Source organism: Luteimonas sp. 3794 (assembly GCF_031456825.1).
Classification (GTDB): domain Bacteria; phylum Pseudomonadota; class Gammaproteobacteria; order Xanthomonadales; family Xanthomonadaceae; genus Luteimonas.
The window spans coordinates 37486-59906 of the sequence record NZ_JAVDVJ010000017.1 but is presented as its reverse complement, the minus strand read 5'-3'; the positions used below and the strand labels follow the sequence as shown (position 1 = coordinate 59906).

Below are 22421 nucleotides of genomic sequence, written 5' to 3'. Positions count from 1 at the left end.
CGCCCCCCGCTTCCCCCGGGGCTCCCCAACCCCCTGTTGGGTGTGCGGGTTGGGTTCACCGTCCGCCGCTGGGCGCGGGGGGGGGGGGGGGGGGGGGGGGGGGGGGGCGGCCCCCGCCCCCCCCCCCCCGCTCCTACGGGAGGCGGATCACTCCGCCTTCGACAGCTTCAACGCGCCTTCGAGCACCTTGAACAGGCGCTTGAACTCGCCGCGCATCAGCGCGAAGCGGGCATCGAGTTCGGCGCGCATGTCGTCGTTGTCGGTGTGCTCGAGCGAATCCAGCGCGCCGTCGAGCAGCTTGAACTTGCGCACGATCAGATCCTCACCGAGCACGAACGAAACGTGGTCGTCGAGGTTGAGCGCGAGTTTGGTGACCTGCTTGCCGGCATCGAGGTGGCGGGTGATCTCCTCGCACTGCAGGTCCTGCCGCTGGCAGCGCACGATCGCGCCCTGGTCGGAGGGATCCTTGAGTTCGCATTCCTCGCCGAGCGTCAGGCCGTCGGGCAGCGGCTCGCCGGCGATCCAACCGGTCATCACGCCGCGCGGCGAGACTTCGGCGTTGAGCGGCAGCGCGGGAAAGCTGCCGAGCGCGGTGCGGATGTTCGACACCAGGTTCTCCGCGCTCTTGCGGCTGGAGGAATTCACCGCGACCACGCCGTGTTCGAGATCGATCAGCGCATCGCTGCGCACCGGCTTCACGAACGCACGCGGCATCAGTTCCTGCAGCAGATCGTCCTTCATCTGCTTGCGCATCTTGCCGCCGGGCTTGCGGCCCTGCTTCTCTTCGAACTCCTCGATGCGGCGCGACAGCAGTTCATTGACCACCGGGCCGGGCAGGATCTTTTCCTCGCCACCGACGGTGACCCAGATGGTGTCCTCGATGCGATGCGCCATCACTTCGGCTTCGCGGCCCAGCGGCGAAACGAAACCGTGCGAGGACATCTCCAGCGGACCGACCGGCTTGAGCGGGAATTCCGCCAGGCGCGCGTCGAGCTCGGAGAGATCGAGGTTGGTGGGGAAGCGGAACAGGGTCAGATTGCGAAAGAACATGAGGCTGATGATTCCATTGGAAGTGGGGAAGGACGCCGCACGGGAGCGGTGGGCGTCAGGAACAAAGGGGTTCGGTCGGGCCGCGGTCCTGCGGGTGCGACTGGATGCGTCTAGTCATGGCGCGGACGGCGGTGCGCATGCCTGCCCTGCCGCGGTGTCGATCAAAGCGTCCTGCGGGTCGGGCAGCCCGACATCGGCGATGGTCGCAGACGCCTCCGCACCGAGCGCGCGGAAGTCGAACAATGCCGGATCGCTGAGCTGCGACGGACAGACATTACCCAGTGAACGCGCGATCGTCTCGATGCGGCCGGGCGTTTCGCGCTCCCAGGTGTCCAGCATCTTCTGGATCTGTTTGCGCTGCAGACTTTCCTGCGAGCCGCACAGGGTGCAGGGAATGATCGGGAACGCCCTGGACTGCGCATACGCGGCGATGTCGTCTTCGGCCGCATAGACCAGCGGGCGGATCACGACATGCTTGCCGTCGTCGCTGCGCAGCTTCGGCGGCATGCCGCCGAGTTTCGCGTGGAAGAACATGTTGAGGAAAAACGTTGCGACCAGATCGTCGCGGTGGTGGCCGAGTGCGATCTTGGTGAAGCCGTGCTGCGTCGCGTGGTTGTACAGCGCGCCGCGGCGCAGGCGCGAGCACAGCGAACACATCGTCTTGCCTGCCGGGATCACCCGGCTGACGACCGAATAGGTGTCCTGCTCGATGATGTGGAAGTCGACGCCGAGCGACGCCAGATAGTCCGGCAGCACATGCGCGGGAAATCCGGGCTGCTTCTGGTCCAGGTTCACCGCGGTGATCGAGAACGCCACCGGTGCCTTCGATTGCAGCTGCAGCAGGATGTCGAGCAGGGTGTAGCTGTCCTTGCCGCCCGACAGGCACACCATTACCCGGTCGCCGTCCTCGATCATGCCGAAGTCGGCGATCGCGCGGCCCACCTGATGACGCAGCCGCTTGCCCAGCGTGTGCACGGTCTGCGCACCACGGCGCGGATCGCGCGCATGCGGCAGCGGTTCGTGCAGGGGCAGGACGATACTCATCGGGCCAGTTTACCGGGCGCGGGTTCGGGCGTTGCCGCAACGCGCCTGCGACCGCGCGCCAACATGCGTTGTGCAAGGCTGCGACGCCATTCCAGTTGAACGGAGAGCGCCATGTCGCGCATCGTCATCATCGGCGGCCACGGCCGCGTCGCCCTGCAGCTGGCCAGGCGCCTCACCGGGCGCGGGCATACCGTGACCGCACTGTTCCGCAATGCCGCCCATCGTGACGCCGTCGCTGCGACGGGCGCGACGCCGGTCGTGTTCGACATCGAACACGCGGAGACGGACGCCATCGCCGGGCAGCTCGCCGGACATGACGCCGTCGTCTGGTCCGCCGGTGCGGGCGGCGGCGATCCCGCGCGCACCTATGCGGTCGACCGCGATGCGGCGATCCGTTCGATTGATGCGGCGGCCCTTGCTGGCGTTCGGCGCTATGTGATGGTGTCCTACCTCGGCGCCGGTTTCGACCACGGCATCGCGCCGGACGACGGCTTCTCGCCTACGCGCAGGCCAAGGCCGCTGCAGATGCGCATCTGCGCGCCAGCGCACTGGACTGGACCATCCTCGGGCCGGGCCTGCTGACCGACGCTGCCGGCACTGGACGCATCACCGATGGCCGCACCGCCGATAGCGGCACGCCGGTCTCGCGCGGGAATGTGGCGGCGGCTGCGGCCATCGTGCTGGAGACACCTGGCACCGTGGGCCGCACGCTGGATTTCGTCGACGGCGATACGCCAATCGAAGCCTTCGTCGGCGCGCGCTGATCGCGGGCGCGTGGTGCTGGATGAAGTGCAGTGCGGGCGCCGGAGCCGCACACGCGACATCATCGATCGATCCCGGCGTTAATGCTTCGGTGAGGCGCGCGGTCGTAGACTGCACGCCGATTTCGCGACTGCCCGCTGCAGCACGCGCTGTCGCAAGGAATTCCTCAGGAGCGCAATGACGTGAAGTACTGAGCCGACATCGAGTCCGACGACCCACACGGGTCGCGCCCCCATGTCCGCGAGGTCTTCCATGTCCGTGCCCGTCTCCCCGACGCCGTCCGCGTCGTTGTCCGTCTCTTCCGTCGTCCCCGCGCTGCGCGCCCGTGGCCTGTCCGCCGCGCGTGACGACGGCAGCGTGCTCTATGACGCCCTTTCGCTGGTGCTGCACGACGGCGCCAGTGCCTTGGTCGGCGCCAATGGCGTGGGCAAGTCCACGCTGCTTCGGCAACTGGTGGAGGGCGCGCGCGCGGGCACGATCGAGGTGGCCGGCGGTCTGCATCATCTGACGCAGCATCCGGGTCCACTGCCTGCCCGTGTGGTCGATCTGCTGGGTCTCGGCGCGCGTTTCGACGCGCTGCAACGACTGCTGGCCGGTGATGGCGACGCGGCCGATGCTGCCTGTGTCGACGACGACTGGACACTCGAAACGCGCCTGCATGCCGCATTCGAAGCGTTGGGGTTCCAGGATCTCGCGCCGACATCCGATCCTGCGCGCCTCTCGGGCGGTCAGGTCCAGCAGCTGCGTCTGCTCGCGGCGTCGTGGCGTGATGCCCGCGTGCTGCTGCTCGACGAACCCAGCACCTTCCTCGACGGCGATGTGTCCACGCACTGGTGCCGGCACTTCCTGCAGCGCGCCGGCGCCACGCTGATCGTCACGCACGACCCTGTCTGGCTGCGCGTGATGCCGCGACTGGTCGAGCTGCGTCCGGACGGACTGCACTGGATCGAGGGCGGACTCGATGCCTGGCGCGCGGCGCGCGAGGGGGCGCGTCGGCAGACCGAAGACGCGCTCGCACAGGCGCGGACCGATCGCGCCCGGGCACAACGCGCGGTCGGACGCGAACGCCAGCGGCTCGACCAGCGCAAGGCGCGCGGTCGGCGGATGCGCGAAGACAGCAACCAGTCGCCGCTGCTGCTCGATCAGGCCAAGGGCAATGCCGAGCGCCACGCCGGACGCGCGCGCGGCGCCCTGGCACAGCGTCTCGCCGACGGCGAAACCGCGGTCCGGGACGCGTTCGCCGCGATCGATGCCACGCCAGCGCCCGCGTTCGTCGATGCCGGTGTCGTGTTGCCTGGCGCCCGCAGGGTGCTGCGATTCACTGGCGCGCATCCCCTGGCCGACGCGCCGGCCGAAGCCTTGACATGGGATGCGTTCGGCCAGGTGCGGATCGGGCTCGAAGGTCGCAACGGCAGCGGCAAGAGCACGTTGCTGCGCGCGCTGTGTGGCGAGGCGGGGCTCGCCAGCGGCACGGTCGACGCCTGCGTGCCGGTGCAGTTACTCGACCAGATGCTCGCGACCTTACCCGACGCAATGCCGGCGCTCGACTGGCTGGCCGCGCGCATGCAGGCGGATGCGATGGATGTGCCCGCAACGCGACTCGCCCTGCTCGGCCTCGCCGGCGCAAGGGCCCGCCAGCCGCTGGGCCTGCTGTCGGGCGGCGAACGCATGCGAATCGCCCTCGCGGCTGCGGCGTGGGCGCAGCCGGCCGCTCCATTGCTGCTGCTCGACGAACCGGCGAGCCATCTTGATCTCGACAGCGTCGAGGCGCTCGTCGCCCTGTTGCGCGGCTGGCCCGGTGCCTTGCTCGTCGTCAGTCACGACCCCGCGCTGCTCGATGCGCTGGCGTTGACCCACCGCCTGCACCTCGACACTGAGCGCCTCCATCTGGAAGCCGTCGATCCCTGAGCTACAAGACGCGACCGCAGGATGGGTAGAACGCGGCGAAACCCATCTTGCGGCCTGGCGCGCAAAACCTTCAGACACCTCGCCCCCGGAATGAGGACAGGCGCCTTCCGGCGCCTGTCTTCCCACACCTGCATCAAGCAGAACGCAGTCGCCTCAGGGCATCCACACCAGATTGCGGGTATTGGGATCGGTGGTGATCTCGCGCACGCGGCCCGCGTCGTCGAACTGCACCTGGAACTCGGCGAAGCTGCTCATCCAGTAACGCCACAGGTTCGATTCAAGATCCGGGTTCTCGCTGCTGATCGGGTAGCCCAGCGACATCAGCACCTGCTCGCGGCTCATGCCGGGCGTGATCTTCGCGCGCTTGATCGCGTCCTGGATCTTGGCCGGATACGTGGCGATCTTCGCCGCCGGATCCTCGGTCACCACGTAACGCTTCGCGAAGTCGGCCAGCGCGATGTCGCGGCTGTAGTCGTTGCCGATCGCCTGGCGCGTGCCGTCGATGCGCACATTGACGCGGTGGCGGCCATAGCCGGTCACGCTGGTCGGCGTGCCGACCGGAATCACGCGCTTGCCGTTCTCGGCGTAGTTGCTGTCGCTGATCCAGCTGCCGTCGCTGCGCAGGTTGCAGCACAGGTAGCCGTCGTACTTCTCCTGCGCACAGACCTGTGCGGTGGCCGTAAGCGCGGCGAGGGCAAGCAGTGAAGCAGCGATGCGCGAAGGCGCGCGGCGATTGGATCGTAGGGACATCCTGGTTCCTTGGCGAAGCGGCCGGGGCTGCCGCAGAGGGGCACCACGCGGCATGCGCCGAGGTCGCGCCGGCCCCCTGCGCGGCGCAGCGCATTGTTGCAGTGTCCCCGCACGCCGCCAAGCCTCCGAACCACCGCGAGCTTGGGATAAGCTGCACCGCATGTCGACCGACACGGACATCATCCAGAGCCGGATCGCGCTGCTGATGCGGCTGCGCACCGAGCATCGTGATCTCGACCGCACCATCGCCGAGCTGCAGGCCACGCCGGCGCCAGAAGCGCTGGCGATGCAGCGCATGAAGAGACGCAAGCTGCAGCTCAAGGACTGCATCGCCCGACTGGAGTCGGACCTGATTCCGGACGAGCCGGCCTGAGGCGCGCACTCGTGTCGTTCCCCGCATGCGCTTTCGAGTGGATGCGGTCAGGGTGTTCGACGCATCATCGGAATCGTCTGTGGACGACGTCCCACAGCAGGCCGATGCAAAATCCCGCGCCGCCAGCAACGCAGGCGACGACGACGGCCGCACCTGTTCGGCCACCCAGGTAGTAGATCGACAGGGCGGCCACGATCCCGATGGTCGTCGGTACGAGCACGCGCCACGAGAACAGATCAAGAATGCCGAACAGATCACCGTCGAAAACTGTCACGCCTCGCCTCCCGCGAGTCATCCGACCGCGTTTGATGAATCACTGCGGCGCCGACAGCGCCTCTGGCTTCACCGCTTCCGGGCTCACCTTCTCGATCGAATGCCGCAGCTCGCGGCCGAGGATGACCTTGGCGTCTTTGGCCCAGATCGCGAGGCGGTCGTCGAAGACGAGCTTGCTGTTGCCGTCGAGTTTGACGAGGCCGAGTTCGCGGAGTTTCTGGATGAAGCCGCGGAACAGGGATTTGTCGAAGAACTCGGGCGCCGCCGGCGCGTACAGCAGCGACAGGCGCTGGGCGGCGAGCTGGCACAGGCTTTCGAGTTCGCCGGCGCCGAGCGTGCCGGGGCCGTTCTTGGCCAGCACGGAAATCGCGATGTAGTAGCGCTCGAACGCCTGCTGCAGCGGGTGGCTCAGTGCACGCAGGCGGAAGACTTCATCGGATTGACCGGCGTTGCGGGCGTAGATGCCGTCGTCCTCGTCGCTGACGCGCTCGAGCAGGGCTTCGCGCTCGAAGGTTTCCAGTGTCAGGGCGATGCGCTCGGCGAAGGTGTCCTCGTCCCAGGGCAGGTACAGCTCGGCCTGCAGGAAGGGATACATCGTGCGCCCCAGGCGCAGCAGCGTGTGCCGGCTCATGCGCCGGTTGTGCAGGAAGCAGCACGCGATCCATGCCGAGGCGGTGAACAGGTGCAGCACGTTGTTGCGGAAATAGGTCAGCAGCACCGAGTTTTCGTCGTCGACGCGGAACACGTCGCCGAGCGGATGCGCGACGCGTTCGAGCACACCGATCTCCTCGCCGTGCGCGACGATTTCCTGCGGCGTGTGCGGTGTCACCGTGACGCGATCCGAGTACGGCACGTCCACCAACAGCTGCTTGGAGAGCGTGATCTGCGCGAGCAGGTCGGCCTCGCCCATCGCGTGCTTCGGCGTCGAGAGCAGCGCGAGCGCCAGCAGGTTGATCGGATTGACGTCGGCGGCGCGGTTGATGTTGACGTTGATCTTCTCCGCGATGACGTCGACCGTACGCGACAGCCATTCGGGGCGTTCGCTGTCGGCGACTGCCTTGCCGTCCCAGCCGGTCGCATGTTCTGCAAGCACATCGGCCAGCGCGATCGGCTCGCCGAAGTTCACCACCACCTGGCCGTAGTTGGAACGCAGCACCTGCGGAATGCTCCACAGCAGCTGCCAGATCGATTCCTTCTTCTTGCTCTTGCCCGACAGCTCGTCGAGATAGCTGCCGCCCTCCATCAGCTTTTCATAGCCGACATAGATCGGCTGGAACAGTACCGGACGGGTGGGCTGACGCAGGAATGCGCGCAGCGTCATCGACACCATGCCGCCCTTGGGCGAGAGCAGGCGTCCGGTGCGCGAGCGGCCACCCTCGACGAAGTACTCGATCGAGTACCCGCCGGCGACGAGCTGGGCGACATATTCGGCCAGCACTGTCGAATACAGCGCGTTGCCCCGGATCGAGCGACGGATGAAGAACGCACCGCCCTTGCGTAGCAAGGTGCCGATGACCGGCAGGTTGAGATTGATGCCGGCGACGATGTGCGGCGGCACGATGCCGCGGTTGTAGAGCAGATAGCTCAACAACAGGTAATCCATGTGGCTGCGGTGGCTGGGCACGTAGACGATCTCGTGCCCGGGCGCGGCGGCCTTCAAGGTGTCGATGTGGTGCACCAGCACGCCGCGGAAGATGCGGTTCCACACCGTGGTGAGCAGGTAGCTCGCCGAACGCACCACCGGGTGCGAGTAGTCGGCCGCGATCTCGTAGGCGTAGGCGTGCGCCTTCTTCCACGCGTCCTCGGGCTTGCTGTTGTCCCGCCGCGCCTGGTCGGCAATGGCGTCCTTGACCGCGGGCGAGGCCAGCACCTTGTCGACCAGCAGGCGGCGGGTCGACAGGTCGGGGCCGATGATCGCTTCGCGCACGCGGTTGAAGTGGGTGCGCAGCACGCGTGAGAGCTTGCGCACTGTGCGCTCGGGATCGAGACCCTCGGCGAGCAGCGGGCGTACGTCGACCGGTTCGGCGAAGCGCACCAGGGTGTCGCGGCCATTGAGCAGGATCGCCAGCAGCCGGCGGAAACGGCCGACGATGGTCCAGTTCTCGGAGAACAGCACCGCGAACCAGCCGTTGTTCTTGTCCGGCGAGCGGCCGACGAAGATCGAGACCGGCACCACCTGCACGTCGAGCGCGTGATCGCGGCGATGCGCTTCGAGCAGACGGGCCAGCGATTCGGAGTGCGTCGCTTTCGATTGTGGCTGGCCGGTGGCCATTGCAAGTGCGCCGCCGGCATTGCGTCGCGATAGCGCCACGTAGGCGCGCTTGCGGCCGAGCGGATCGCCGGGCAGCGGCTGCAGCGGGGACGGCAGGCCGGCCTCCCGGCACGCGCGTTCGAGGATCAGCGCATTCGACAGGCCGTAGTCCTCGAGCACGTAACAGACCGGACGGTGGTCGACGAGCGCCTCGGGCGTCTGCGGTTCCACCTTCAGGCCGATCCATGGACGCATGATCCGGCCCAGCAGGCCGGCCCACCACGGACGACGCGCCGCGCGGCGCGGCGCAGCCAGGGGCACCGGCAACGCGCCCGGCGCGATGCCGGCAACCGTCGGCCCGTCCTCTGCAGGTGTCGCACCGGATGCAGGCGCCGGCCCGTCGTTCGCGGACGGCGTATCCGCTGTGGGTCCGGACGAGGCAAGCGGGGCCACGACGTCATCGGCCGGGCGCTGGTCGGCGCGCCGGGCGTTGTCGCCGTCCGGGAACTCGAGGGTCGGTTGGTCAGGCATCGTCGGCATTATGCCCAAGCCGCCCGTCCCGGCCGCACCCGTGGGCACGCACTCAGGGTTCCGATGGCGCAGGTGCCGGTGCGGCGGTCGCTGGTGGCGCCGCAGCCTGTCGGGCATGGGTCAGAAAGTCGCTGAGGTACCAGCGCCCCTCATGGCGCTCGACGGCGATGACCGCATCGACCGGTCGGCCCGCCAGCAGATAGCGCATGCGGACCCGTGCGGTGTCGCCGGTCTGGCTCTCCAGCGTGGCTTCCACGCTGTCGAAGGTCTGGTCCAGATCCAGTCCGTAGGCGGCCAGCCGACGCTTGCCGGCATTGAACAGGGGCGACAACCGGGTCAGCCCCTCGTGCATGCCGGCGGCGCCCAAGGCCGCGTCGCTGGCGAGACCCCCTTCCTTCGCGGCGGCCACCAGTGCGGCGATCGTGTCCCGTGCGCGGCCGCGGTCGGCAAGCGGCGCGGCAGTGGCCCACTCGCTGGCGGCGGCGATCAACTGCGTGTAGTGCGCACGTTCGTCCTCACTGAAGTCGCCGCCCTGTTCCAGGTACTGGATGGCAAAGCCGCCCAGTCCTACCGCGGCCGAGCGCATCTCCCGCTCGGCGCCGGCGAACTGCCGGTTGAAGGTCTGCAGCAGCACGCGCTCGGCCTGTGGCGCGTTCAACGCCGCCAGCACCGACGGCAGTTGCGCCGAGAGTGGCAGCTCGTCGAGTGGCCAGCGTGTGCGGCCCGCGCGCCAGGCCGCGTCGAGTTCGGGCTGCAGATCGGGCGTGGCCGCGTCCTGCGCAAACGCGGCCAGATCCCCGGCGCGCAGGTGCGCCGTGAGCAGGGTCACCGCCTCCACCGGGGTCGCAGCACCGGTCGTAGGCGCTACCTCGACCGCATCCTCGCGCTGGCAGGCCGCCAGCCACAGCATCAGCGGCAGCAGCAACGCAGTGGTGGCGCGGCGCCGGGCGGGCGCGCAGGCGGAGGGTGGCATGGCTGAATTCTCTGAAGCCGGACATCGCATCTTGCAAGCCGGTTGATGACCGGACAAGCGCGTTGGTCAGAGGTCGCGCAGCACCCAGCCGTGCGGCGTGTCGGTCGCGCGGGCATCAAGCGCGGCCTGGGCGATCTCGTCCGGGCTGCGACCGGCCTTCCAGGCGCTGGCGATCGCCGCCAGACGCTCTCGCGTGGCGCGGGTATACGCACCTTCCAGCTCGTTCTGCGCGTCCACGGCCAGCTTCTGCGGATACAGCGTGCGTGCATCCTCCGACTGGTTCAGCAGCGCGATCATCCGCGACAGGCTGGTGTGGAAGGTCTCGGCCGACAGCGCCGTGCGCTGGGTGCGCTGCAGGTGCCAGACGGTGAGGTACTCCACAGGGCCCAGCATGCGCCGGGGCGTGCCGCCGAAGAACTGCCCGGAAAAATCGCTGGCCGACACCGGGGCGGTGCTGTCCGGCAACCGGGTCGCGCCCCAAGAGCTCAGGGCGCCGCCGGGCAGGTCCATGCGCCGCAGGGCGGTGCCGATGGTGTCGGCCAACAGACGTTGCGCCCGGGTGTCATCGCTTTCCGCCACCACGCCGAGCAGCCGCAGGAACACCGGGTAGCGGTCCTCGCCGAGCCGTCGCACCAATCGCTTGAGCACCGTGAGCCGGTACTCGGGATCGGCATGCGCCGCCAGCGCCGACACCATGCGATCGGCGGCGGCACGCAGTGCATGCGCGGACGGGACTGCAGTCATGGCGGGGAGGTGTGCGGCAGGCGCAGAAGTCGAAGCGTCAGGACTTTAACCCAGCCGCGGGCGGAATCTGTGCCGCAGGCGCGCCCGATACCCTCAGGCGAGTGCTTCGAGGATGGCGTCGGCGCCTTGGTCGGCCGCTTGCGACAGGTCCACCGCGGACAATCGCGCCTCGAATGCCAGATCGCCCGGCAGTTGCCGGGCGCCAACAGCCACGCCCGCCCAGGCCGCGACATTGAGCACATCCTCACCCGGATCGGCCTGCGGCCCCCGCGGGGCCTCCGCATAGCCACCATCCGCCGGCGCGAGCCCGTGACCCGGCTGTTGGCGCAGGTCGTCAAGCGCGACATGCCCGCCCAACCGGTCGAGGCTGGCGGCATTGAAGCTGACGTCGGACGGAATGCTGCTCATCGGAACGGAGACCTGGAAACCTTTCGGGAATGACCGCTTCTGCGGCGATGGCGGGACTGTAACGCCGCTGCCATGGAACGCCTATCTCGGGCTACCCCTAGGGTGCCGCGCAAGCCCTTGGCCTGGCGCCCGGGCCTGAATCCCGCTTCGACAGCGCAGGCCGCGGCTGTGCTGCCTTTACCGGCGACGGACCGTCCATCCCGCCACCGGACCTGCGGTGTGCCCATGCTAGCCTCCGGTCCACACGCGCGATACCGCGCGCAGTCGATCGATCGGAGTGCGGATGGCCGAAGAGAACGAGGGCGCCGACAAAACCGAAAAACCGACCAGCAAGAAGCTCAAGGACGCGCGCAAGGACGCCAATGTTGCCAAGAGCCGGGAGCTGACCAGCACCGTGCTCATCATGGGCTGGCTGGCCGGTGGCTGGATGCTGATGGGCTACATGTTCCGGCGGATCAGCGGGCTGTTCGATCAGAGTCTGAATGTGATGAACCAGCCCTTCGACATCGCGCTGCGGACGATCGGCCCGCTGGCGGCCCAGACCTTGCTCGCCGTCACGCTGCCGCTGCTGCTGCTCGCGGTGCTGCTGGCCTTGATCGTCGAGTTCCTGCAGGTCGGCCCGGTCCTGTCGATGAAGAAGGTGACGCCGGACGTGTCGAAGATGAATCCGGTCGGCGGCATCAAGAAGATGTTCTCGATGGACAACCTCGTCGAGCTCGTGAAGAGCGTGCTCAAGAGCGCGGCGCTGCTCACCATCGGCGGCTTCGTGTTGTGGGGCATGTTGCCCAGCCTGCTGCACCTGCCGTTTGCGCAACCTGCCGCGATGGGCAGCGCCATCTGGCATGCGCTCAAGTGGATCGGCATCTGGACGATCTTCGTCTTCTTCTTCGTGTCCGCGGTCGATGCCTCGTACCAGAAGTATTCGTACATGAAGAAGCTGCGCATGAGCCGGCGCGACATCAAGCAGGAGGTCAAGGAGAACGAAGGCGACCCCTATGTGAAGCAGCGCCGCAAGCAGTTGCACCAGGAGTGGTCGCAACAGAACATGCTCAATGCCGTCCGAGGATCGAATGTCATCGTGACCAATCCCACGCACATCGCGGTCGCACTGCAGTACGAACAGGGCGACGACCTGCCGCTCGTCGTCGCCAAGGGTGAGGGCCACGTGGCCGAAGAGATCAAGCGCGTCGCTGAGGAAGCCGGCGTGCCGATCCTGGAAAACGTTCCGCTCGCACGCGGCCTCAATGCGCGCGTCGAGATCGACGACTACATCAGCGACGACTTCTTCGAAGCTGTCGCGCAGGTGCTGTACTGGGCCGAAGGCGTGCGCATGGGCGAGCATCGCCCGGAGCCGCCGGAGTTCGACCCGCCGCCGGACATGCGCGAGGAGATCGGCCTGGCGGATCCCGAGGCGTTGCCACCGCCGCTGGCGGATGATCCGGCAGTGACGGTCCGGTTTGAGGATCCGCGGGATCCAATGCTATAGAAATGTGTTGCGGCGCCGAGGCGCCGCTTTTCCTTTTCGGCTCTTTCCGGGCGCGCCCGGCACGCGCTGATGCGGGGCTCCTGCTTTTCGCGTTTCAAGCCTGCTTCGGCTTTTGCCTTTGCTTTCGGCTTTGGCTTTGGCTTCGGCTTTGGTTCTGGGTTTTGCTGTGCTTTTGACTTGAATCGAGCCGTAGAGCGAGCCGAGCATCGCAGGGCGGCGGGGTCGAAGAGCAGCCCATGTCTGAGCGTAGCGAGTTTGGGCTGCGTGCCCCGTCGCCCGAGAAGCGCAGGGGACCGCCGCGGCTGTATCGCGGCGGATCGCGTCCGGCGAAGGGACCTTTTGGTTCCTTTTGGGTCCATCCAAAAGGGACTCGCACGCGCAGCGGGCGAAAGCCCTGCACTTGCTTGAGGCTCTTCGCTCGTCGCTTTGCGGCTTCGATGTTCGGGGCGAAGGCAGATGAATCAATCGCAGAAGCGAAGATCAAGTACAGGGCTTCCGCGCTGTCGCGCGGCTTACTTTTGTCTTGGCAAAAGTAAGCAAAACCGTCTTCGCCGGACGCGAGCCGATGCGATGGAGCCGCATCGGTACCCTCCGCTCCTCGCCTGACGCGGCACGCAGCCCAAACTCGCTGCGCTCAGACATGGGCTGCTCTTCGGCCACGCCAGGCTCCGGTGCTCGGCTCGCTCTACGGCTCGATTCAAATCAAAAGCTGGAAGCCAGAGCCAGAGCCAGAGCCAGAGCCAGAGCCAAAGCCAAAGCCAAAGCCAAAGCCAAAGCCAAAGCCAAAGCCAAAGCCAAAGCCAAAGCCAAAGCAAAGGTCAGAGGCAGAGCTCACGTCAGAGCCGAAGCTCAACGCACGTGCACGCGTTGAAGCGTCGGCGCCTAGGTCGCACTGAACGCGTGCTTGAGCGCCTCGATCAAGCCACTGTTGTCGACCAGTCGCGTCATCACAATTTCAACGAACACCCCGATCATCAACAGGATGATCGCCGTCGCCAGCCACGCCTTGATCGGCATCGTCAGCGCGAACACGTTGAGCTGCGGGGCATAGCGATTGACCAGGCCGAAGGACAGGTCGATGACGAGCAGGATCACCATCGCCGGCGCGGCGATCAGCAGCATCGCGGTCATCATGTAGCCGAACTGGCCGACGAACAACGCCATCCCACTCATGCGTAGATCGGGGAAGAAACTCATCACGGGCCAGACCGTGTAACTCGTCATCAGCAGATCGAGGAACACGATAAACGCCCCGCTGGCCATGAACAGCCAGGTCGAGAACTGCGACAGGAATTCGCCGTGCAGCGACGTCTGGTGGCCCTGGATCGGATCGAAGATCTGCGCCATCGACATGCCGACCTGGGTGTCGATGATCACGCCGGCCGAACTGATCGCCCAGAACACGATGCCGTAGCAGAACCCGATCGAGATGCCGATGAAGGTTTCCTTGAGCACGATCAACGACCAGTGCGAGGTGCCCGCCGCCTCGATCAATGGCGCGCCTGCCAGCGCGATCGGAATCGCGACGATCGCCAAGCTGACCATGAAGCTGTTGCGCACCATCGCCGGCACCGTTTCGGTGGTCAGCAGTGGCAGCATCAGGAACGCGCCGGCGATGCGTGGCAGCGTCAGTGCCAGCGCCAGCATCGGGTTCGTGCCGAAGTCCATCAGCGTCGAACGAGGCCGGGGAAATCGATGAAGATGCGGTCGGCGAACACGTACAGCGTGCCGCCCATCAGCGAAGCGGTGACGAACAGCGTGATCACCACGGCCAGGAATTTCAGCGCATAGGGAAACGTCTGTTCCTGCAACTGCGTGGCGGCCTGCAGGAACGCAACGACGAGACCGATCAACGCCGCTGCGGCCACAGGGGGGCCCGACAGCAGCAGCACCAGCCACAGGGCCTCCTTGGTGAACTCCAGCACGTCGCTCATGTGGTCACTCCATAGGTGAGCACGAGGCCGTGCACGAGCTTGGCCCAGCCGTCGATCAGCACGAACAACAGCAGCTTGAACGGCAGCGAGACCGTGGTGGGCGAGAGCATCATCATGCCCAGCGCGAGCAGGATGTTGGCGACCACCAGATCGATGATCAGGAACGGCAGGAAGATCAGAAAGCCGATCTGGAACGCGGCGGTGAGCTCGCTGACGGTGAAGGCCGGCACGATGACGATGAAGTCGTCGGGCGTCAGGCCGTCGCGGCGCTCGGGCGGCAGCATGCGCTGCACGCTGCGGAGGAAGAACGCGCGCTCGGAATCGCTGGAATGCTGGATCAGGAAGGTGCGCAGCGGTTCCTTGCCGGCATCGATCATCAGCAGCATGCGGTTGGTGTCGAAGCTGCCGCCCGCCGCGGCCGGCGCGCTGCCCGCGGCGGCGCCGGGGGCGGTCACCTGCTCGGCCAGACCTGTAGGTTGCTCCGCCGGTTCCGCTTCGCGTGGATCGTTGCTCGATCCTCCGCGGACGGCCGCGAACATCGGGTCGACATCCGCTGGCGTGCCCTGCGCCTGCGCCTCCGCGGCAAGCGCGTCGGCGGCCGCCGGGCTGGTCGGCGCCGGCGCGTCGGCTTCGGCAGCCGGTGCCGCCGCCGCGGGACGCACGTCGATCGGCCGACCTTCGCGGATCGCCTGCTGCTGTGCGCGGGCATCGATCTGGCGCTGCACCGAGGCCGGCGGCGGCCGGCCTTCGAGACGCGCATTGACCGCGTCCTGGACATCGAGGATCACCGGATACATCACGTAGATCGACAGCACGATCGCCAGGCCATTGATGACCACGTTCGGCGGCACCTGCTGCAGGCCGAGCGCGTTGCGCAGCAGGCTCAGCACCACGACGATCTTGGTGAACGACGTGACCATCACCGCCACGAACGGTGCCAGCGCGAGGCTGACCACCGTGACCAGGACGAGGGCAGGCGAGAAGGTGCTGAAATCCATGCCTCAGCTCCAGGACAGCAGGCGGACGCCCAGCGTATCGCCCACGGCGACCAGTTCGCCCTGACCGGCAATCTGGCCATTGGCGCGGATGGTGACGTTGGCGCCTTCGAGATGCGTCGGCAATGCGAACACGTAACCGGGTTGCAGGCCGGCGATGTCCGACATGCGCAGTTCGACCTTGCCGACTTCGAATTCCACCTCGACCGGCAACCGCCCCGATGGATCTTCGACGGCGGGCGTGTCTTCGGTCTGCGGCATTTCGGTTGCGTCGGTCTCGCTCATGCGGGGCGTCTCCTGGTGGCGGGGGCGTGGGGTGGGCGGGCCGTCGATGCGCCAGCCATCGGGTGCGGCTCGGAGCGGCCAGCGCAGGCCGGCCGCATTCGCGTGGAGGGGGGGCATCCTGACGTGGCCGACGACGATCACATCCCCGGGTCGCAGGCCGCGGATATCCGCGCGCGTGAGCGCTGGCGCGGGGAGCGCGATGGTTGCGAGGGTCGGCAACTGGCGCCAGTGCCCCGGATCGATTGGCGGACGCGGTTCGGCATCGGTGCGGGCGAGCACCGCCTGCAGCCAGGCGGCCGGCGCGCGCAGCGCGCCGCTGAGCGCGGCGCTGCCATCGGCAGGGGTGAAGTCGAGCGCGAGCCAGATGGCGTCGGTCGCGGGTGCTTCGAGCGGCGCATCGGGCAGCGGCAGCAGCGAGGTGCCGAGCGCTTCGCTGATCTGCACCAGCGTGGTTTCGTGCATCAGGCTCCAGGCCAGTACGCGGGCGCGGCCGCGATGGTCCTGCCAGTGCAGGCCGTCGTCGTCCGCGCGCGGCGGCGACGCCAGTTGCAGGGCGAGGCGCGTGCCATCGGCGTCGAGTTCGAACACCCCGCCGTCGATCGTGGCGACGGCCGGCGCCCGACCGCTGCGCAGGCGCAGGACGCCAGTCGGCGTGGTCCAGTGCCGGGCGCGCGCATGCAGGCCGCGCAGAACCTCGGCCTGCAGCGGCGAGAGCCGTGGCAGGCGTTCGCGCAGCGGTGCGTGCGGGGCGGCCGGGGAGCCGGGTGCAGCCGTCGCGTCAGCCATGACCCAGCGCCACCTTCATCAGTTCGGGAAGGGAACGTACGCCCAGTTTGCTCATCATGTTGGCCCGATGCAGTTCGACTGTCTTGATGCTGATGCCGAGGATGTCGGCAATGATCTTGTTGGGTTTGCTGGCGACTACGAGATCCAGCACCTGACGCTCGCGCGGGCTCAGCTTCGCCAGCGCGTCCCCCTGCGGCGAGCCTGCCTGCGTGCGTTCGCGGCTGAGCGCGTTGCGGATCGCATCGACGATCGCATCATCGCTGAACGGCTTTTCGAGGAAGTTCGACGCACCCTTGCGCATCGCCTCGACCGCCAGCGGCACATCGCCGTGCGCGGTGACGAACACCAGCGGCAACGTGGAGCCGCGGCGCAGCAGTTCGTCCTGCAACTGCAGACCGCTCATCTGCGGCATGCGGATGTCGGACACCAGGCACTCGCCATCGCCATGGCGGGTGCTGTCGAACACGGTCAGGAACGCCGCGCCGGATGCGAATGCGCGCACCTCGAAACCGGCGGTTTCCAGCAACCACGCGGTGGAGTCCCGGAAGCCGTCGTTGTCGTCGACCAGATAGACACAGATTGCGGTCACGCGTCAGATCCTCCTGTCCGGGGTGGGTAGCGTGAACCCGAACACGCTACCGCCGCCATCCCTGGCCTCGAAAAACAGACGGCCTTCGTGGTATTCGATGATCGAACGGCAGATCGCCAGACCGATACCGAGTCCATCCGATTTGGTGGTGTAGAACGGCGAGAACAGCTGCTCGCTCTCCGCCTGGCTCAGCCCCGGTCCGCGGTCGCAGACCCGCACCTCGACATCGCCATCCAGATTCACCCGCGCCTCAATGCGCAGGCCACGCTGCGCGGCGGGGACTTCGCGCATGGCTTCGATCGCGTTCTTGACCAGGTTCAGGAGGACTTGCTCGACCATCACCCGGTCGGCGTAGACCTGCGGCAGCTGCGGCGCGAGCGCCAGTTCCACACGCAGCTGCAGGCGTTCGGCCTCCAGTCGCAGCAGTTCGAGCACGGTGTCGACGATCAGCGGCAGATCCTGCGCATCGCGCCGCGGTTCGCGTGCGCGGACGAACTCGCGCACGCGGGCGATCACCGCGCTGGCGTGCTCGGCCTGGGTGCGCGCGGCCTGCAGGGCGCGTTCGACCTGCACCGGGCCGCCCGCCTGGTCGACCAGTCGCAGGCTGCCGTTGAGATAGTTCACGATCGCGGCGAGCGGCTGGTTGAGTTCATGGGCGAGCGTCGCCGCCATTTCGCCGACCGACATCATCCGCGAGGTGAACAGCAGCTTCTCCTGCTGCGACTTGTGCGAATCCAGCGTTTCGATGCGCTCGCTGATGTCCACGGCCGTCAGCAGCGACAGGGCGCGCCCACCGCAATCGAGGTCCCGCCAGTGCAGGGCATACCAGCGCCCGCTGCCGGGCGCGCGCACTTCCTCGCCGCGCGCATCGCCGGTGACGTCGCCGTAGAGCGTCGCCAGCAAGGCGTCGCGCTGCGCATGGCCGGGCAGTGTGCCCAGATCGCCTTCGAATCGGCAGTTCGCGGCCACGCGCACGCCGGTGCCGCGGTCGAATGCGGCGCAGGCGAAGGGGACCGCTGCGAGCACCTCGGTCAGCGCCGCGGCGCTTTTGTCGACATCTGCGGCGGCACTTCCGGCCGGCCGCGCGCGCCGCGTTCCGGTCGGCGGCGTCATGCGCTGCGCGACATCGTTTGACTGCTAACGTGACCGCGCACCAGCGGGGTGTCCCTTCCGTGAGAGCCCATGATCCGCGTCGCCCGTTCCTGTTTCACGCTCATATCCACCGCCGTGCTGCCCGCCGTGTCGGCGCAGGCCGCCACCGCATCCTCCCGGCCGCAAAGCGACTCGTTCATCGGAGAGTTGCTGGCCATCCTCATTCCCCTCGTCCTGATCATCGCGGGCCTGGTGTTCCTGCTGCGGGTGGTGCGGCGACGCTACGGGTTGTCAGGCGTTGATGCCCCGCTGTCGGTGCTGCAGATCCTGCCTGTAGGTCCCCGGGAGCGCGTGGTGCTCGTCAAGTCTCGCGCCGGCCGGGTGTTTGCGATCGGCGTGGGGGCCCACTCTGTGACATTCATCACGGATCTCGACATGGAGGATCTGGGCGACCCCGCCGCAGCGGCCTCCGTGGCCACCGCGCATTCAATGTCCAATATCGCCGGAAATCGTTAAGTCACTGTGACGCTTGAGTTTTTTATCTCAGCTCTGCTCGGTCGCAAACGGTTTCACACGCATTCCACAGTTCGACTGGAACCTCCTTGCAACATGGGTTTTACCTGTACATAACATAGGGTGACTATCGTACAGGGGCACAATGTGACGCACGAGGGCAGGGGCTTATGCGCCGAATGGACACCAGGGTGAGTGGAGCGGCCGTTTCCGGCACGTGCGTCGTCGCCCGGACAGGCGGCGCTTCGAGCGTCGTCCCGATCTCTTGGACGGCGGCGCGGTGAAGGCATTCCTCGCCACCCTGATCGGCGCGCCCGCGGGCGCTGCGCCCCGCGGCAAGCTGGGCTACAGCGACATCGTCTTGGCCTTTGCCGCGGTGACGATCATCAGCGTGATGATCCTGCCGTTGCCGCTGGTCATCATCGACACCCTGGTGGCGGTCAACATCTCGATCGGTTTCGGTCTGCTGCTGCTGGGCATCTACATCCCCAGCCCGGTGGCGTTCTCCAGCTTCCCCAGCGTGCTGCTGCTGACCACGCTGTTCCGGTTGGCGATCTCGATCGCGATCACCCGTTCGATCCTGCTGCATGCCGAGGGCGGCCACATCGTCGAGACCTTCGGCACCCTCGTGGCCGGCGGCAATCTGGTCGTCGGCATGGTGGTGTTTTTGATCATCACCGTCGTCCAGTTCATCGTCATCGCGAAAGGCGCCGAGCGCGTGGCCGAGGTCGCGGCTCGCTTCACCCTGGACGCGATGCCGGGCAAACAGCTGTCGATCGACTCCGATCTGCGCGCCGGCCTAATCGACAAGGACGAGGCACGCAAGAAGCGCCGCCTGCTCGAAACCGAAAGCCAGTTGCACGGCTCGCTCGATGGCGCGATGAAGTTCGTCAAGGGCGACGCCATCGCCGGCATCGTCATCATCCTGATCAATCTGCTCGGTGGCCTGGCGATCGGCGTGCTCCAGCGGGGAATGCCGCTGGCCGAGGCGACGCGCGTCTACAGCATCCTGACCATCGGCGACGGCCTGGTGTCGCAGATTCCGGCGATCCTGGCGACCATCGCAGCCGGCCTGGTCGTCACCCGGACCACGGGCGAGATTGAAGATCGCCATCTGGGCGACGCGATCACCCGGCAGGTCTCCAACCAGCCGCGCGTGGTGTTGATCACCGGCATCCTCGCCCTGCTGATGACTCTGGTGCCGGGTTTTCCGTGGCCGGTGTTCCTGGTCCTCGGTTTGGGCCTGCTGACCTTCAGCGCCTACCACTACCGCTACCAGTTCGAACTGCTGCGCCGTGCGTTCCGTGTGACCGACGAAGAAGTGGTTGCGGATATGCACGCCTCGGTCGAGCATGACGATCTGGCGCCGCCCGCGCCGCTGCAGCTGCAGGTGTCGCCATTGCTGGCGCAGTCGCTGGGTGCGCACAATCTAGAGGCGCGCGCGGTCGATATCGCCCAGCGCCTGCGTGAGGAATACGGCGTGCCGGTGCCGGTGCCGTCGCTGCGCATCGTGGCGACGTTCGGCGAAGACGAGTACCGCCTGACGGCGTTCGGTGCGCGCATTGCCACCGGGCGACTGCGCAGCGATGCGGTGCTGCAGCCGCAGCCGGCGACCGCTCTGGACGCCAACAGGCTGCCGGGTTTCTATCCGGCGGTGGTCGCAGGCGAATGGGTGCAGGGCGGTGAGGGCACGCAGCCGCCGCTGGAGGTGCTGGGCGCGCACATGACCGCTGCGATCCGCCGTCGCATGGGCGGTTTCCTGGGCATCCAGGAAACATCCAACCTGTTCGCGAAGATGCAGCGCGACTATCCGGATCTGGTCAAGGAAATGCTGCGCGTGGTTGCCCCGCAGCGCGTGGCCGATGTGCTGCGCCGTCTGTCGGAAGAAGGCGTGCCGGTGCGCAATCTGCGCGATGCGTTCGAGGCGATCACCGACGTCGGCGGCCGCGAAAAGGACGTCGTGCTGCTGACCGAGTACGTACGCGTTGCCTTGAAGCGGGAAATCGCGGATCGCTATTCAGATGACGAGCGGACGCTGCATGTACTGTTGATCCATCCGGAACTCGAGGACAAGCTGCGGCAATCGGTCCGCGTGGCGGGCGGTGCCAGCCAGCTTGCGATCTCGCCGGAACTGGCCGGACGCCTGGGCAACGAGGTGCGCGCGCACCTGGGCCGTCAGGCACCCGGCATCAAGCCGGTGCTGCTGTGCTCACTGGACGTGCGCCGGCATCTGCGCAAGCTCATGGAGGTCGATTTCTTCGATCTGCCTGTGCTGTCGTATCAGGAACTCGCACCGGACCTGCGCATCGTGCAGGCGGGCCAGATCAATGCATGACCGAATCGCATCATTACGGGGCATGCGCGCCGTCTTCGCCGGATGTCCGGCGGCAGGCGCAGCGCAGGCGATGAGAGGGCTGACATGACCGAACACACGCAAACCCAGTCACACAATGTGCTGCGCATCGTCGACGGCCTCCACGCAGGCGCAAGCCGCGTGCTGGCCGACGAGGAGATGATTCTCGTCGGCAGTGGAGAGGACTGCGACATCGTGCTGGCCGACGATGCTGTCGCCGCGCACCACGCGCTGATCAGTCTCGTTGGTGGCCGGTTCCTCGTCCGTGCGCTCGATGCGCCGGTCAAGGTCGGTGCCTTGGACATCCATCCGGGTGATCCGGTTGAGCTGTCGGCTGTGCAGCAGGTCCGGATCGGCGAAGCCGTGCTTGCCTTCGGCCGCGAGAACGACCCGGCCTGGGACGAATTCGTGACCGTGTTCGCGCCGAACGAGGAGGCTACGCAGGCGCCGCGCAGCGGCTTCGTGCGCAAGCTGCCGTGGATCGGTGGCATCGCAGCCTTGTCGCTCGCCTCGCTGGCGATCTTCGCGGCCGTGCTTCCTGCGCCCGACCAGGGGCCGGACCAGCGCGAGCGGCTGTCGGCGTTGCTGCAGGATCACCGCGTGACCAATGTGCAGATCGCCGATGCGCCCGATGGTGGCGCCACTGTCACCGGGGCCGTCGACGACATCGCCACGCTCGAGCGGTTGCGCGACCAGGTGCGCGCAGAGAACATCGACGCGACCTTGCAGATCCGGACCGGCGAGCACATCGCCAACGACGTCGCGGAAATGTTCCGCGGACAGTCGATTCCGGTGCAGGCCCGCTACGTCGGCAATGGCGATGTCGAAGTCGTCGGTGAATTCAAGGATGGCGCCGAGATCGAGCAGCTGGCCCGCTCCCGGGCAATCGCCGACATTCCGGGTGTGCAGCGCATCCTCCCGCGGACGCCGAATGGCGTGCTGCCGCAGGACGACGCGGCACAGCCCCAGGCGCCGCCCGAGGCGCACATCGTGCAGATTGTGCGGGGCGACAATCCGCACCTGCTGTCTTCCGACGGCCGTCGATTCGTGGCCGGCGAGGAAATTCCCGGCAAGGGCATGCTCGTGGCCATCGGCGAATTCGCCCATGTGCTGGCTGCCGATGGCACGACGATCAAGATCATTCCCGGCCCGCCCCCCGCACCTGAAGACGACGCCACACAGACGGCGACCGCCGGTGCGGGCGACGGATCCGGCGATCCCCGGTTCGCATCCGTTGTCGCCAACGTCAACGCGGGCCAGGGCGTGCCGGTGCCGACGGCCTCGGCAAATCGCGCGCCTGCGTCGCCGACGCAGCAGTGAC

Annotated in this window: 21 protein-coding genes and 1 pseudogene; 7 read left to right on the top strand and 15 right to left on the bottom strand. The window is 67.2% G+C overall.

The window, feature by feature from the left end; all coding sequences use genetic code 11:
- Positions 1–147 precede the first annotated feature (147 nt).
- Together J2X52_RS16450 and ttcA are read right to left on the bottom strand one after the other, a co-directional pair.
- Positions 148–1050, bottom strand: a complete 903-nt coding sequence (locus tag J2X52_RS16450) for a recombination-associated protein RdgC (protein WP_310155883.1) — start codon at positions 1048–1050, stop codon at positions 148–150.
- 114 nt (positions 1051–1164) lie between these two features.
- On the bottom strand, positions 1165–2094 hold the full coding sequence (ttcA, locus tag J2X52_RS16445) for a tRNA 2-thiocytidine(32) synthetase TtcA (RefSeq protein WP_310155880.1): 930 nt from the start codon (positions 2092–2094) through the stop codon (positions 1165–1167).
- Positions 2095–2205: 111 nt separating this feature from the next.
- Between ttcA and J2X52_RS16440 the strand changes: the two are divergent.
- A pseudogene (locus J2X52_RS16440) lies at positions 2206–2858 on the top strand (SDR family oxidoreductase).
- 250 nt (positions 2859–3108) lie between these two features.
- Positions 3109–4764: an ATP-binding cassette domain-containing protein gene (locus J2X52_RS16435; protein WP_310155878.1), complete on the top strand. Its 1656-nt coding sequence runs from the start codon at positions 3109–3111 to the stop codon at positions 4762–4764.
- A 153-nt stretch (positions 4765–4917) separates the two neighbouring features.
- Here J2X52_RS16435 and bamE read toward each other — a convergent pair whose 3' ends face one another.
- On the bottom strand, positions 4918–5514 hold the full coding sequence (gene bamE / locus J2X52_RS16430) for an outer membrane protein assembly factor BamE (RefSeq protein WP_310155876.1): 597 nt from the start codon (positions 5512–5514) through the stop codon (positions 4918–4920).
- A gap of 160 nt (positions 5515–5674) precedes the next feature.
- On the opposite strand from bamE, the gene J2X52_RS16425 reads away from it, so the two are divergent.
- The gene (locus J2X52_RS16425) at positions 5675–5887 is read left to right on the top strand and encodes a YdcH family protein (RefSeq protein ID WP_310155874.1); all 213 of its coding nucleotides are present in this window, start codon (positions 5675–5677) and stop codon (positions 5885–5887) included.
- A 64-nt stretch (positions 5888–5951) separates the two neighbouring features.
- Here the strand turns inward: J2X52_RS16425 and J2X52_RS16420 are convergent, their stop codons facing one another.
- From J2X52_RS16420 to J2X52_RS16400, 5 genes are all read right to left on the bottom strand, one after another.
- A complete protein-coding gene (locus J2X52_RS16420; RefSeq protein ID WP_310155871.1) occupies positions 5952–6161 on the bottom strand; it encodes a hypothetical protein in 210 nt (69 codons plus the stop codon).
- A 39-nt stretch (positions 6162–6200) separates the two neighbouring features.
- Positions 6201–8951, bottom strand: coding sequence for a glycerol-3-phosphate 1-O-acyltransferase PlsB (gene plsB, locus J2X52_RS16415; RefSeq protein ID WP_310155869.1), 2751 nt, complete (start codon positions 8949–8951; stop codon positions 6201–6203).
- Between the two features lie 43 nt (positions 8952–8994).
- Entirely contained in the window at positions 8995–9915 is a 921-nt protein-coding gene (locus J2X52_RS16410; protein ID WP_310155867.1) for a hypothetical protein, read from the bottom strand.
- A 66-nt stretch (positions 9916–9981) separates the two neighbouring features.
- Entirely contained in the window at positions 9982–10659 is a 678-nt protein-coding gene (locus J2X52_RS16405; RefSeq protein WP_310155864.1) for a hypothetical protein, read from the bottom strand.
- Positions 10660–10752: 93 nt separating this feature from the next.
- On the bottom strand, positions 10753–11067 hold the full coding sequence (locus tag J2X52_RS16400; RefSeq protein WP_310155861.1) for a hypothetical protein: 315 nt from the start codon (positions 11065–11067) through the stop codon (positions 10753–10755).
- Between the two features lie 283 nt (positions 11068–11350).
- On the opposite strand from J2X52_RS16400, the gene sctU reads away from it, so the two are divergent.
- Entirely contained in the window at positions 11351–12553 is a 1203-nt protein-coding gene (sctU, locus tag J2X52_RS16395; protein ID WP_310155858.1) for a type III secretion system export apparatus subunit SctU, read from the top strand.
- Between the two features lie 697 nt (positions 12554–13250).
- Here sctU and J2X52_RS16390 read toward each other — a convergent pair.
- Genes J2X52_RS16390 through J2X52_RS16360 form a run of 7 tightly spaced genes read right to left on the bottom strand, consistent with a single transcriptional unit; the run spans position 13251 to position 18255 of the window.
- Positions 13251–13388 carry a hypothetical protein gene (locus J2X52_RS16390; protein ID WP_310155855.1) on the bottom strand — a complete coding sequence of 46 codons (138 nt, stop codon included), beginning with the start codon at positions 13386–13388 and terminating at the stop codon, positions 13251–13253.
- A gap of 47 nt (positions 13389–13435) precedes the next feature.
- A complete protein-coding gene (gene sctT, locus J2X52_RS16385; protein WP_310155852.1) occupies positions 13436–14221 on the bottom strand; it encodes a type III secretion system export apparatus subunit SctT in 786 nt (261 codons plus the stop codon).
- Entirely contained in the window at positions 14221–14487 is a 267-nt protein-coding gene (sctS, locus tag J2X52_RS16380) for a type III secretion system export apparatus subunit SctS (protein WP_232117257.1), read from the bottom strand. The genes sctT and sctS overlap by 1 nt, the downstream gene beginning before the upstream one ends.
- Positions 14484–15485: an EscR/YscR/HrcR family type III secretion system export apparatus protein gene (locus J2X52_RS16375; protein ID WP_310155848.1), complete on the bottom strand. Its 1002-nt coding sequence runs from the start codon at positions 15483–15485 to the stop codon at positions 14484–14486. Before J2X52_RS16375 ends, sctS begins: the two co-directional genes overlap by 4 nt.
- Before the next feature lie 3 nt (positions 15486–15488).
- A complete protein-coding gene (gene sctQ, locus J2X52_RS16370; protein WP_310155846.1) occupies positions 15489–16553 on the bottom strand; it encodes a type III secretion system cytoplasmic ring protein SctQ in 1065 nt (354 codons plus the stop codon).
- Positions 16546–17142: a response regulator gene (locus tag J2X52_RS16365; protein WP_310155844.1), complete on the bottom strand. Its 597-nt coding sequence runs from the start codon at positions 17140–17142 to the stop codon at positions 16546–16548. Before J2X52_RS16365 ends, sctQ begins: the two co-directional genes overlap by 8 nt.
- 3 nt (positions 17143–17145) lie before the next feature.
- Positions 17146–18255: an ATP-binding protein gene (locus tag J2X52_RS16360; RefSeq protein WP_310155840.1), complete on the bottom strand. Its 1110-nt coding sequence runs from the start codon at positions 18253–18255 to the stop codon at positions 17146–17148.
- A gap of 69 nt (positions 18256–18324) precedes the next feature.
- On the opposite strand from J2X52_RS16360, the gene J2X52_RS16355 reads away from it, so the two are divergent.
- The 3 genes from J2X52_RS16355 to J2X52_RS16345 all read left to right on the top strand — a co-directional run bounded on the left by J2X52_RS16355 (position 18325) and on the right by J2X52_RS16345 (position 22420).
- Positions 18325–18750, top strand: coding sequence for a flagellar biosynthetic protein FliO (locus tag J2X52_RS16355; protein ID WP_310155837.1), 426 nt, complete (start codon positions 18325–18327; stop codon positions 18748–18750).
- A 214-nt stretch (positions 18751–18964) separates the two neighbouring features.
- Positions 18965–21082 (top strand): type III secretion system export apparatus subunit SctV, encoded by a 2118-nt coding sequence (gene sctV / locus J2X52_RS16350; protein ID WP_310155834.1) that lies wholly within the window; start codon positions 18965–18967, stop codon positions 21080–21082.
- 84 nt (positions 21083–21166) lie between these two features.
- Positions 21167–22420, top strand: a complete 1254-nt coding sequence (locus J2X52_RS16345; RefSeq protein ID WP_310155831.1) for an FHA domain-containing protein — start codon at positions 21167–21169, stop codon at positions 22418–22420.
- The last annotated feature ends 1 nt before the right edge of the window (position 22421 follow it).